The sequence below is a fragment of the Clostridium sp. YIM B02555 genome (assembly GCF_022320955.1).
In the GTDB taxonomy this organism is placed as follows: Bacteria; Bacillota; Clostridia; order Clostridiales; family Clostridiaceae; genus Clostridium; species Clostridium saccharoperbutylacetonicum.
Genome location: NZ_JAKJJY010000001.1, coordinates 763,462 through 777,097, shown reverse-complemented (window position 1 = coordinate 777,097; position 13,636 = coordinate 763,462). Strand labels below are relative to the sequence as shown.

The window sequence follows — 13,636 nt, the reverse complement described above, 5'->3', positions numbered from 1 at the left end:
CTTTAGGAACATGCAGAAATGGGTGCAACCTTCCACTTAGAACCCATCCAGCGAAAATTTCATTAGTCCGCTGGAATAAATATGTGTTTAATTTCTGTAAGTTCCGCATATGTCTAATTCTCGCTTTGGATATCTATAGCAATTCTTTAAATACTTTATTGTGTTCTATATCTTTACTTAAAGCTTGAATAACTCTAATGATATCTTCTTCTTTAATGTCCTCATTACTATTTATAGCAATTCCAATAACATATGCGTTAATTATTCTGTAAGTATTAATAACTGTTTTAATACTTGCTATAAGATTTTCTCCTTTGTTAAACGGAACTAGATCTTTAAAAATTTGGTTTACTAAATAATTTTCAAAAATATATGAGTATTGTTCTAATTGACTTATATATTTAGAATCCTCTTCTATATATTTAATTATATCAACAGCTTTTAAAATCCCAGCTTTATATTCATTTACACACTCTTTTAGTCTTATGCTTCGAATATTATCAACTAATTTGGAATCACAAAGACTTTTGTAAAAATCACTTTTCTCTTTAAAACTTTCTCCTTTTAAACTTCCAAAATTCACCAAACCATTATTGAATTCTTCTATAGTTTCATCTATGTTTTCAAATTTATTAAGAATATTAAGTTTTTCAATCTTAGAATAAAAACTCAAAAGAATATTTAATCTTTCTTCAATTGAAAAATTTCTTAATTGCATAATATTTATTGATATTACTCTTATGTTCCAAAAATACTGAACAAGGCTTTCTGTTCCATCAAAGGCTTCACTATCTATAATTCTTCTTATTTCAATATTGCCTTCTTCAATATCCTCCTCTGATTCAACAAATTCCATTTTATCCTTATTCAATAAAGCACGAGTACATATTTCTATACAGGATGGTAATCCACTCTTTTCATAAACATCATCAACAATATTAAACACCCTTGGATAACTCTTACAAGTAATACAAAGATTTTCTTCACCAGTTTCTCCATGTATATCACAAAGCATATTAGAATTTAAAAAAGGACATCTACTTTCTTCTTTAAGAATCATAAATCCACAATTAAAAGAATTATCTTCTTCATTATTCTTTACAAATTTTCCAGAAACTAATTTCTTTAGATCTCCATTGCTATTAACATACTTGTTATAAGTAGCATCATCTATATTTATATCCCAACCGGCACAGCAAGTATCAATGCACTTAGAATTTATACATTTAAAATCCACCATATACTTTGGCAGAAAGCTATTTACTTTCATAATTTACTCCAATCAACTTCTATAATTGTAATTTCCATCATAAAACAAAACTTGTTTATTTACAATCATAGTATATCAAAATTATTATAATCACGCTCTTTTATTGAAGCATTTCTACTAAAAGAACACAACTGAATTCATCACGATTTTAGATATTTTTTATAAAAAAAATTATAGGCAAAAAATTTTACCTATAATTCTCATATTTCTAGATTTTATTAAATCCTTATTTTATTACTTTAATTCCACCCATATATGGTTGTAATGCAGTTGGAATATTGATGCTTCCATCTTCATTTAAATTGTTTTCTAAGAATGCAATTAACATTCTTGGTGGAGCTACTACTGTGTTGTTTAATGTATGTGCAAAGTATTTTCCATCTTTACCATCTACACGAATTTTTAAACGACGAGCTTGTGCATCACCTAAGTTAGAACAGCTTCCAACTTCAAAATATTTCTTTTGTCTTGGAGACCAAGCTTCTACGTCCACTGATTTAACTTTTAAATCTGCTAAATCTCCTGAGCAGCATTCTAAAGTTCTTACAGGTATATCTAAAGAACGGAATAACGCTACTGTGTCTTTCCACATTTTATCATACCATGTCATACTATCTTCTGGCTTACAAACAACGATCATTTCTTGTTTTTCAAATTGGTGAATTCTATATACTCCTCTTTCTTCTATACCATGAGCACCTTTTTCTTTTCTAAAGCAAGGTGAATAACTGGTTAATGTGTGTGGAAGTGAATCCTCTGGTAAAATTGTATCTATAAACTTACCAATCATAGAATGTTCACTTGTACCAATTAAGTATAAATCTTCACCTTCGATTTTATACATCATAGCATCCATTTCTGCAAAACTCATAACACCTGTAACAACTTGACTTCTGATCATAAAAGGTGGAATACAATATGTAAAGCCTCTATCTATCATAAAGTCTCTTGCATAAGAAATTACTGCTGAATGTAATCTAGCTATATTTCCCATTAAATAATAGAAACCATTACCTGCTACTTTTCTTGCGCTATCTAGATCAATACCACTTAATTTTTCCATAATGTCTGTATGATATGGAATTTCAAACTCAGGAACTACTGGTTCACCAAAACGTTCTAATTCAACATTTTCGCTGTCATCCTTACCTATAGGTACACTTGGATCGATTATGTTTGGAATTATCATCATTATATTTTTAACTTTTTCTTCTAATTCTTTTTCTTTTACATCTAATTCAGCCATTCTTTCTGAATCTGCATTAACTCTCTTCTTTAATTCTTCAGCTTCTTCTTTTTTACCTTGAGCCATTAATCCACCGATTTGTTTTGAATTCTTATTTCTATCAGCTCTTAAAGCTTCAACTTCTTGCTTAACCTTTCTAAGTTCAGCATCAAGTTCAATTACTTGATCAACTAATTCTAACTTATTATCTTGGAACTTATTCTTTATATTTTCTTTAACTACTTCTGGATTTTCCCTTAAAAATTTTATGTCTAACATATTTCTTCCTCCTAAAATTAATTATCTATATATTAAAATTATTTAAAAACGTAAAAAAACCCGCCATCTCATATTCTATATATGGGACGGAAGGATCCGCGTTGCCACCCAAATTGCTGATTATTAATAACCAACCACTCGATAATAGTACTATAAAGGGTACCAGTCTTTCGATTCATCACCGACAGCTCCAAAAGTGGAAAGATTTAACCTTTCACCGATTTGCACCATCCATCGGCTCTCTAAAGAAATTTATAAATCGTAGCTTTCATCATTGCTGTTACTTCATTACTATATTTTGTTCTTTTTCTATTATATATACATTTCTAATGATTTTCAAGTAAAAAATTTGTATGAATACTTATTTCTTTGATTTTGAGAATATTCGAACCTTTACTTACTTAAGTATTCCCCCAAATGTAAATTATATCTTTTACAGTTCTCTCAGCATTTTATCATTTAATATCTCTTGAAAATTTTCTTTAAAGATATTAATATTATCATTCTTATTATATAGTTCTTTAATCCACCTGCACCAAATAATTTCAGTTCTTGAGTCATTTATTACTTTCTCATTTAATAAATAAGCTCCAAATTTCAATGAATTTGTAGTTCCAGCCTCCCCTTTAAGCTTCTCCTTAAGCTTGTCAAAAGATTTTATACGCTTCTCTAATTTCTTACAAAATCTCTCTTCTATTTCAGCTAAGAATTCCATAGCAGAATTTCTATCTAAAATATGAATACAATATACCTTTAGCATTATTTCATTATTGCTCTCTTCTCCATCCTCCTTATTTTTTATCCATTCTCTTAAAATACTGATTCCTTGCTCAGTTATATTATAGACCTTTTTGTCTGGTTTTCCAGATTGCTCAATAATTGTACACTCAATATATCCTTCTGCTATAAGTGCTGGGAACAATGGATATATTGAACTATGAGTTGTATGTCTAAACAAATTTAATTTTAACATCAAATCATAACCAGTTAAGGCTTCCGTTGATAAGATACTAAGTAAACCATAAGATAATTTATTCATAATCGCGCCTCCATATATGTCAATATTGACATATATATCTTTTTTATATATTCTATAATTACTATTAATTATATGTCATTTTTTACATATATTCAATGATACGTTTACAAAAATATTAAAGTAAGGAGATTATTTAATGGAAAATATCAATAACAAAGAGGTGGATTTTTGGCCTGTCATATCCTCTCTTTTCCTTGGTGCATTTTTAACAACTTTGGGGACGAGCACCATAAACTTAGCCTTAATAGATCTAATGAAATATTTTAATACCTCCTTAGATTCCGCGAAATGGGCATTAACAGGATTTATGCTGGCAACTGGGACTATAGCTCCAATAACCAGCTATTTAGGTGAAAAATTTAGTTATAAGCGCTTATATTTGATATCTCTTATAGGTTTTACTTTATCATCTATTCTATGTGCTTTTTCTTGGAATATAGAATCACTCATAGGCTTTCGTATATTGCAAGGAGCTTTTAATGGCTTAGCAGCACCAGCTACCATGACAATTATATATCAAGTTATCCCGAGAAAAAAACATGCTACTGCTATAAGTCTTTGGAGTCTAGCATCAATGCTTGCTCCTGCTGTAGGACCTACACTTAGTGGCTTCTTAATACAAACTTTTAGCTGGAAGGCCATATTCTTAATGAACGTTCCTCTAGGCTTAATTGCTATTGTAATTGTATTAAAATTTACTCCATATTATAAATTGAATCCTCCTGCTGGTTTCGATTTTCTTGGTTTCTCTACTAGTATTATAGCAAGCGTATTGCTTTTAACTGCATTTAGTGAAGGGGCTAGCTGGGGATGGCTATCTTACAAAATAATATTCCTTTTAATTATTGGTGCTATTATTTTAGGTATATTTTTAAGACAGGAATCAACTACAAAAATACCTGCATTAAATCTTAAAATATTTAAATTTAAAGGCTATACTATGAGCATAATTGTAAGAGCTGTAGTTATCATGAGCCTATATGCTGGAACTCTTTTAACTCCACTTTATTTGCAAAATGTTCAGCATATGACACCATTAAATGCTGGACTTGTCATGCTTATTCCATCCTTAATGATGGCACTTTGTATGGTTATATCTGGAAAACTTTATAATCTTATGGATCCACGTTTTCTAGTTGTATCAGGAATTATAGCAATGGCTATCGGTTCATTAAAAATGTCTCACTTAAGCTTAGATACTTCAACTTTATACATAATATTATGGATGACCTTACGTAATGTAGGAATAGCTTTATCAACTATGCCAGTGACTAATATAGGTATGTCTTGCATAGATAGGGAACTTTCTGGAAATGCTGCTTCAGTTAACAATTGGGTTGGACAAAGTATTGGCTCACTAGCTATAGGTGTTTTTACCTCTTTACTAACACTAATGACTTCTGTGCACACTAATGAATTAGCTAATACTGATATTTCAAAAGTATTACTTCCAAACCAAGCATATTTAATGGGAATCAATGATGTATATTTTATATCTTTTATAATAATTTTAGTAGCTCTTCCTCTTAGTATGCTATTAAAAGATCAAAACTCAAGGAAGTAGTTAATTATTAACGTTTGAAAGAATAAATTATTTTATATATCTTAATTAGCACGTAAAGCTATTTTCTAGATGAACTTTAACCAATTATTTATAAACATAAAAATAAAATTCCACCAAAATTTGTTTTAGTGGAATTTTATTTTTGTATTACTGATTTGTAATTATTAAATTTTCTTTATTTATTCTAATCTCAAAATAATGTTCCATCTCTCCCATATCCCGGAAACACAACAACTATTTTTTCTGTACTTTTTTGACATGTATTCAAGACTCCCCTGTATTGAGTCATATATTAAAATACATAAATTTATATCTCCCGTGCATTATCAATAAGTGCCTGAAAAAGCTTTAAAAATTCACTATGGCGTTCTACTAAGTTTTCTGGATGCCATTGCACTCCAACTAAAAATTTTTCTTTTAAACTTTCAATTCCTTCAATGACTCCATCACTAGAATGTGCTGTTACTCTTAAATCTTCTCCAAGTTTTTTTATACTTTGATGATGAAATGAATTAACTTTTAAATCTTCTGTTTTAAATATATCAAAAAGCTCGCTGCCTTTTTCTATTTTTACTGAATGATAAAGATTTGATCTTAAAGCATACTTTGGTAAATGACCATTGCTATTATGAATTTGAACATTAATATCTTGATATAAACTACCGCCAAGTGCAACATTAATAAGTTGAAGTCCTCTACATACCCCCAAAATAGGTATCTGTTTCTTATATACTTCCTTAAAAAGTTCTAATTCAAATATATCTCTTTTTTCAATTATGCATTGTACTTCTTTTATAGGCTCTTCATTATAAAACAAAGGCGATATATCTTCCCCACCTGTAAAAATTATTCCTTGAATTTTATTTGTATATACTTTTATATTTTCTAAATTATCACTAAATGGAATAAGAACTGGTATTCCTCCAGCTTTCTGTACTGCTTTAATGTAATCATTATTTATTACGCTATATACCTTTTTAGGTTTAACTCTACTAGACAAAGCTAATCCAATTATTGGCTTCATTGGTTACTCCTCCTCATCTACTGCTTTATATTGTTAATTAGAGCTTTAAAGATACTTAAAAATTCTTTATGCTTTAAAGTTAAATCTTCTGGATTCCATTGTATTCCAACCAAAAATTTTCTACTTAAACTTTCAATTCCTTCAATAGCCCCATCTTTAGCAGTAGCAATAATTTTTAAATCTCTACCTATATCTTTTATTGCTTGATGATGAAAAGAATTCACTTCTAGCTCTGTATTTTTGAAAATATCAAATAACTTGCTGTTTTCTTCTATATTAATTTTATGAAATAAATCATATACTTGCATTCCTTGTTGCATATGTCCATGACAATTTGGTATTTGAGAAACAATATCTTGATATAATGTTCCTCCCAATGCTACATTTATTAATTGTGTCCCTCTACACACTCCCAATATAGGCATATCTCTATCGTATGCCTCCTTGAAAAGTTTTATCTCAAAATCATCTCTCAAGTGATTTAGATATGAAATTTTTTGTGAAGGGTTCTCGTCAAATTTTAAGGGACTTACTCCCTCTTCCCCTGAGAAAATAATACCATCAACTACATTTAAATAATATTTAACATCCTCCATGTTTTCACTAATAGGAATGCATAGCGGCACCCCACCTGCATTTTCAACAGCACTTAGGTAATTATTGCTTGCTAAACTAAATGATTTTTCTACTTCTATATCCTGAAAGGTGGTTATTCCTATTACTGGTTTCATTTTATTTCTTCCTTTCTAATTTATGTCTTGCCAATTATGACATGCAAGAAAATATCCCTTACTAACTTCTTCAATATTAGGTACTTCTTCTTTGCAGATATTTGTACAATATTTACACCTAGTATGAAATTTACACCCTTTAGGCGGATTTGATGGACTCGGTACATCTCCATCAATAATTATTCTATTTGTCCTGAGCAACGGATTAGTTGTTGGAATTGCAGATATTAATGATTTTGTATATGGATGAAGTCTTTTATTAAACAATTCTTCAGAATCTCCCATTTCTACAATAGAACCTAAATACATAACTGCTACTCTATCACAAAAATATCTTACAAAACTTAAGTCATGAGAAATAAATAAATATGTTAATTTAAATCTTTCCTTTAAGTCTATCAAAAGATTAGCTATCTGTGCCTGTATGGATAAATCTAAAGCTGCAATAGGCTCATCTCCTATTACAAACTTTGGTTTTAATATCATAGATCTAGCTATTCCTATACGCTGCCTCTGTCCACCGCTAAACTCATGAGGATACTTATTAATAGCATCTTTTCTTAATCCACAAAGCTCTAAAAATTCTTTTGCCATAGAAATAGCGTCATTTCCTGTTGCTATTTTATGTTTTATAAGACCTTCAGTTACAATTTCACCAATATTCATTCGTGGATCTAAAGATGCATAAGGATCCTGAAAGATCATCTGCATTTCCCTTCTTTTTCTTCTCATTTCTTCCTTACTTAAGAATTTTTTGCCCTCAACATTATAAATAATTTCATTATTAAATTCAACCGAGCCTCCACTTGGCTCAATTAAATTTAATATTGTTCTTGCAGTAGTTGATTTGCCGCAGCCTGATTCTCCAACTAAGCCAAAAGCAGAACCTTCATTAATACTAAAAGTAACATCATCTACTGCTTTAACCACTCTTTGATTCTTAGAAAATAGACCTTTTTTACTAGTATAATATTTCTTTAAATTTTTAACCTTTAATAATTCATTTTCCAAAGCTAAACCTCCTTTCCGCTATAAAGCCAGCATCTAACTTTATGACCTTCTTCCGTCTCAATGAGCTTTGGCATTTCTTCTTTACATATATCCATACATTTCTCGCATCTTGGATTAAAGCTGCATCCTGAAGGCATATCATTTAAATTTGGCACCATACCAGGAATGTTATATAGTCTTTCTCCTTTTTTAACATTTTCTGTTCTTGAATATAATAAGCCTTTTGTATATGGATGTTTTGCTCTTTCAAATATATTTTGTACAGAACATTCCTCAACTACTTTTCCTGAATACATAACTATTACTTCATCAGCCATTTCAGCTATTACCCCAAGATCATGAGTAATTAGTATAATAGAAGTTTTTAAATCCTTGCTTAACTTCTTCATAAGTTCCAAAACTTGTGCTTGAATTGTAACATCAAGAGCTGTAGTTGGCTCATCAGCAATTATGAGCTTAGGATTGCAGGAAAGTGCCATTGCTATCATAACTCGCTGTCTCATCCCACCGCTTAATTGATGTGGATATTCATTTACAATTTTTTCAGGCATAGGAATGCCTACAAGCTTTAACATTTCAATGGATTTTTTCTTATTTTCTTTCCCTTTTATTCCTTGATGAATCTTTATTGCTTCACCTATCTGCTGTCCTATAGTGAAAACCGGATTTAACGAAGTCATAGGCTCTTGAAATATCATTGCAAGCTTATTACCTCTTATTTTATTCATTTCTTTTTCAGAAAGCTTAAGTATATCAGTTCCTTCAAAAAGAATTTCTCCTTCTTCAATCTTACTAATGGAATCATCTAGAAGTCTCATTATAGACATTGAAGTAACACTTTTACCACAGCCTGACTCACCAACTATTCCAAGTACTTTTCCTTCATGAACCTTAAAGCTTACATCATTTACTGCAGTAACTTTTCCTTCTGCTGTATAAAAGCTAGTTTTCAAATTGTTTACTTTAAGTAATTCTTTTTCCACATGCTCCACCCCCTATGCCTTTATTTTGGGATCTAAAGCATCCCTAAGACCATCACCTAAAAAATTAATTGAAACAATAGTCAAAAATACACATACACCTGGCGGAATCCATAACCACCATTCACTTTGAAGAACTCTCATATTTTGAGCTGCTGTCAACATATTTCCCCAGCTTGGCTGCGGCTGTGTTACTCCCATTCCAAGAAAGCTTAAAAAGGATTCATATAAAATTCCTTGGGCTATACCTAGAGTTCCATAAACTATAATTGGTGCATAAATATTATGAATTAAATGCTTTAATATAATATCTTTACTATCTAATCCTAAAGCTTTAGCTGCTTCAATAAATTCTCTTTCTTTTAATGATAGGATTTCTGCCCTAACTATTCTTGTAATTTTAGGCCAGCCTAGTATTCCAATAATAATCATAACATTCCAAATACTAGGGCCTAAAATTGATGCCATAGTTATTGCTATTACCAAAAATGGAAAACATAATACCATATCTACAAGTCTCATTATTATTTTGTCTGCAATTCCACCCAAGTATCCTGCTATAGCCCCTAAGGTTATTCCAATAGCAAGCTGTATAACAATTGCCACTACTCCAACACTTAAGGATACTTGTCCTCCATATATAAGCCTTACAAAAACATCACGTCCTAATTCATCAGTTCCTAATATATGCTTAGCTGTAGGAGCAGCTTCTATATTTAATAAGTCTACGGTGTCCCTTCCATAAGGAGATATTATTGGTGCAATTATTGCTAATAATATTAATATAATCAAAACACCGCTTCCAAATATTGCAAGTTTATTTCTTTTTAATTTCTTTAAGGCAATTCTAGCTGATGATAATACCTTTTCCTTAGCCACATCTAGCCCTCCTTTTAATCATATTTAATTCTAGGATCTACTGCTGCATATAAAATATCTGCAATTAAATTAGATAAAAGAGTTACTACTGCAAATATCATAACTAGTCCCATTATCAAAGAATAATCTCTATTAGTTACTGCTTCAAAATTTAATCTTCCTATTCCTGGCCATACGAAAATTGTTTCTGTAGCTAAAGCTCCTGAAAATAAAGTTGGAAGCTCTAAACTGATAACAGTTATAATTGGAATCAATGCATTTTTAAAAGCATGCTTTAAAACAATAATTCTGGAAGATACTCCTTTTGCTCTTGCTGTTCTTATGTAATCTTGGCCAATTATATCTATCATACTGGATCTTGTATATCTCATGAAAGAAGCTGTGTTCAACAACGCTAGTACAATAGTAGGTAAAATCATATGATTAAAAATATCTATAACATGATTTATTCCTAGATAATTTTTCCCTATGGTAACCATACCCGATATCGGTAATATTTTTAAATCCACTGAAAACACCTTAATCAAAAGCAATCCAAAGAAGAAAGCTGGAATAGACAAGCCTATAAACGCCAACACTGTCATTATATAATCAAAAATTGAATATCTTTTAACTGAACTTATCATTCCTATTGGTATTGCTATTAAAACACTTAAAAACAATGAGGCTGTACCAAGTAAAATGGTATTTCCAATTCTTGAGCTTATTACATTCATTACAGACTCCTTATAGGTAATTGAATATCCTAAATCCCCACTTACTGCTCTCGTTACCCATTTAAAATATTTGACTGGAAGTGGATCATAATATCCAATCTGTGTAAGCATCTGTTCCTTTACTTCATCTGTAACGGTTGGATCTACCATGTTAGAATATGGATTTCCTGGCTGACAGTTAATAAGAATAAATACTATTATAGATATACCTATAAGTATTGGAATAGTGTTTATCATACGTTTTATTGCATATTTAAACATTCATTTGCCTTCCTCTCTATATTAATTTTCACATAAATAAACTCACTCTTATGCACATATGAGGCCTAGGCATATTTTCATATTCCTAAAGCCTCATATTTTTATAATTTTTATTGTTCTAAAGACCAGTTTTGTGCATTTGAAAATTCATAATAAGGAACTGGCTTATAATTTTTTAATTTTGAATTATATGCATATCCATCATTTGGACTATACAATATCACAGCTGGAACTACATTATTAAATTCCTTTGCTATTTGTTTATAATTTTCCTTACGTTTATTTTGATCAAAATCACTTCTTCCAGCATCAATTAATTTATCAAGATTTTGATCTGTAAAACCTTCATATTTTCCAAGTATACTTCCTGGAGTTGAATACCATGAAGACTTAATATCTGGATCTAAATCATTAGTCCAACCTAAAAGGAATATTTCAAAATCTTTACTTGTTAATTGTTTGTCAAGAGTTGCATATTCCATACTTTGAATATTAACAGCAATCCCAATATCTTTTAAGTTTTGTTGTATCAATACAGCCGACTGCTCTCTTGGTTTATTACCAGTTGAATATTTTAAAGTAAATTGTAGTGGCTTGCCATCTTTATAGAAGGCTCCATCTTTTTCTTCATAACCTGCTTCTTTTAGCAATGACTTAGCTTTATCTGTACTATACTCATATTTTTCAAGCCCATCTTCACCTGGATTTGCCCAGCTTTTTGATGAAAATACAGTATTAACAACTTTACCATGACCATCTAATACACTATCAACTATACCTTTGCGATTTATTGCATATTCTATAGCTTGTCTTATCTTTTGATCTTTTAATATAGGATTTTCAAAATTAAATCCTAAGAATTGATAACTCACCCCATCATTCTCCAATACAGTTATCCCTGCTTGTTTATAAGCATCAAGATCTTTTTGTTTGAATGAAGATATTTGTACTATATCTAAATCTCCTTTTATAAGTTCAGATTGAGCAGTATCTTGATTAGTAACTTTAAATATAATCTTATCTAACTTAGGTTCTCCTAAATTATAATCTGCATATTTTTCAAGTTCTACATATTGATCTGGAACAAATTCCTTAAATTTAAAAGGCCCACTTCCAATTGGTTTTTTAAGTTGATCACTCTTTGACCATTGAGCTACAGGTATCTTTTCCCACACATGCTTTGGAATTATAGCTCTTTGTGCAAAAGTAGCAAGTGCTGGTGAATAAACTTGTGAAAAAGTAAAACTTATCGTATTTTTATCGATAACCTTTATTCCTGAAATACTACTTGCCTTCTTAGCTTTATAATCTTTTGCTCCTGCTATATTTTCAACTTGTGAAAATCTTGGTCCATCATAATCTGGATCAGCAATAGTTGTAAATGTATATGCAACATCATCAGCAGTTACTGGTTCTCCATCGTGCCATTTTGCATTTTTATTTAAGCTAAAAGTGATTGTTAATTGATCACTTGACACTTCATATTTATCAGCAAGACCTGGCACATAATTGCCATTTTCATCTGCATTTATTAATTTTTCATAAACTAAATCTACTATTTTATTATCATAAATATTTGAACTAAAACTCGGATGAAATGACCCTGGAGGCGAACTCCATAAAGCATATCTTAATGTACCTCCTGATTTTGCAGCAGTTTGAGTTGCTGTACTTGTTGTTTCTTGTGGTTTACACCCAGTGAGAACAATTCCACACATCAAAAACAACACTGTTAATAACGATAAATACTTTTTTTTCATATTTTTTCCCCCTTTAATTTATTGTATTGCCTATTCCCTACTTGTTTAAAATATCAACAAGTATATTATTGAGTATAGTTTTAATCAACATTTTTTATTATTCCGATAGAATAACTAAACTATACATTTATAAAAATAACAGGATCTTTATTTTTTTATATCCCATTCTCATTAAATATATATTTTTAGTATTGTAACATTTTTTTCAATGAATCTCAATATTTTACTATGAAATTATTATTTTTGAAATGTTCTTAATGCATCAATTGTTCTTTGAATCAAATCATCTAACTCCCATCCAAGCATTTCAGCGCCTCTTTTAATAACATCTCTAGAACATCCAGCTGCAAATTTTAAATTCTTATATTTCTTTTTTACTGATTTTAATTCTAAATCTTGAACACTTTTAGATGGTCTCATAATTGCAACTGCTCCTATTAACCCTGTTAATTCATCCACCGCATATAATACCTTCTCCATTTCATGTTCAGGCTTTATATCAACAGTAATCGCATAACCATGACTCGCTGTAGCATGTATTATTGACTTATCAATTCCATGATTACTCATAATTTCCTGCTCTTTTACACAATGCTCTTCAGGATACTTTTCAAAATCTAAATCATGAAGTAATCCTACTATTCCCCAAAAATCAACTTCATCTTCGTAACCAAGCTCTTTTGCAAAATACCGAAGGGTATTTTCTACAATTACAGCGTGTTCTAGATGAAATTCATCTTGATTATACTCTGTTAGTAAGCTCCATGCTTCCTCTCTTGTAGGTATTTTATCCATAATAATCACAATCCTTTCTTCAATACATTTTACCAACTATTCCTATATTTTTAATATGATATTAATATAATACTTCTTCACTTATCCGTCAATGCCTTATCA

The 13,636-nt window shown here is 30.3% G+C and carries 12 protein-coding genes; 1 reads left to right on the top strand and 11 read right to left on the bottom strand.

The genetic code is table 11. The annotated features are described in order from the left end of the window. Window positions 1-133: 133 nt before the first annotated feature. From fliB to L3B98_RS03495, 3 genes are all read right to left on the bottom strand, one after another. The gene (fliB, locus tag L3B98_RS03505) at window positions 134-1,270 is read right to left on the bottom strand and encodes a flagellin lysine-N-methylase (RefSeq protein ID WP_238915633.1); all 1,137 of its coding nucleotides are present in this window, start codon (window positions 1,268-1,270) and stop codon (window positions 134-136) included. Between the two features lie 226 nt (window positions 1,271-1,496). Further along, window positions 1,497-2,774, bottom strand: coding sequence for a serine--tRNA ligase (serS, locus tag L3B98_RS03500; protein WP_238915632.1), 1,278 nt, complete (start codon window positions 2,772-2,774; stop codon window positions 1,497-1,499). 433 nt (window positions 2,775-3,207) lie between these two features. Continuing rightward, window positions 3,208-3,813, bottom strand: coding sequence for a PadR family transcriptional regulator (locus tag L3B98_RS03495; protein WP_238915631.1), 606 nt, complete (start codon window positions 3,811-3,813; stop codon window positions 3,208-3,210). 136 nt (window positions 3,814-3,949) lie between these two features. Between L3B98_RS03495 and L3B98_RS03490 the strand changes: the two genes are divergently transcribed. Beyond that, window positions 3,950-5,377: an MDR family MFS transporter gene (locus tag L3B98_RS03490; RefSeq protein ID WP_238915630.1), complete on the top strand. Its 1,428-nt coding sequence runs from the start codon at window positions 3,950-3,952 to the stop codon at window positions 5,375-5,377. A 307-nt stretch (window positions 5,378-5,684) separates the two neighbouring features. Here the strand turns inward: L3B98_RS03490 and L3B98_RS03485 are convergent, their stop codons facing one another. The 8 genes from L3B98_RS03485 to L3B98_RS03450 form a co-directional block, all read right to left on the bottom strand. Continuing rightward, window positions 5,685-6,401, bottom strand: coding sequence for a gamma-glutamyl-gamma-aminobutyrate hydrolase family protein (locus tag L3B98_RS03485; protein ID WP_238915629.1), 717 nt, complete (start codon window positions 6,399-6,401; stop codon window positions 5,685-5,687). A gap of 17 nt (window positions 6,402-6,418) precedes the next feature. Then, entirely contained in the window at window positions 6,419-7,132 is a 714-nt protein-coding gene (locus L3B98_RS03480) for a gamma-glutamyl-gamma-aminobutyrate hydrolase family protein (RefSeq protein WP_238915628.1), read from the bottom strand. Window positions 7,133-7,147: 15 nt separating this feature from the next. After that, the gene (locus tag L3B98_RS03475) at window positions 7,148-8,143 is read right to left on the bottom strand and encodes an ABC transporter ATP-binding protein (protein WP_238915627.1); all 996 of its coding nucleotides are present in this window, start codon (window positions 8,141-8,143) and stop codon (window positions 7,148-7,150) included. Window positions 8,144-8,145: 2 nt separating this feature from the next. Beyond that, window positions 8,146-9,126, bottom strand: a complete 981-nt coding sequence (locus tag L3B98_RS03470; protein WP_238915626.1) for an ABC transporter ATP-binding protein — start codon at window positions 9,124-9,126, stop codon at window positions 8,146-8,148. A 12-nt stretch (window positions 9,127-9,138) separates the two neighbouring features. After that, the gene (gene opp4C / locus L3B98_RS03465; protein WP_238915625.1) at window positions 9,139-10,002 is read right to left on the bottom strand and encodes an oligopeptide ABC transporter permease; all 864 of its coding nucleotides are present in this window, start codon (window positions 10,000-10,002) and stop codon (window positions 9,139-9,141) included. Window positions 10,003-10,016: 14 nt separating this feature from the next. Further along, the gene (locus tag L3B98_RS03460) at window positions 10,017-10,979 is read right to left on the bottom strand and encodes an ABC transporter permease (protein ID WP_015391528.1); all 963 of its coding nucleotides are present in this window, start codon (window positions 10,977-10,979) and stop codon (window positions 10,017-10,019) included. A gap of 110 nt (window positions 10,980-11,089) precedes the next feature. After that, window positions 11,090-12,739 carry a peptide-binding protein gene (locus L3B98_RS03455; RefSeq protein WP_238915624.1) on the bottom strand — a complete coding sequence of 550 codons (1,650 nt, stop codon included), beginning with the start codon at window positions 12,737-12,739 and terminating at the stop codon, window positions 11,090-11,092. Between the two features lie 237 nt (window positions 12,740-12,976). Continuing rightward, window positions 12,977-13,534, bottom strand: a complete 558-nt coding sequence (locus L3B98_RS03450) for a hydrolase (RefSeq protein WP_238915623.1) — start codon at window positions 13,532-13,534, stop codon at window positions 12,977-12,979. Window positions 13,535-13,636: the final 102 nt, after the last annotated feature.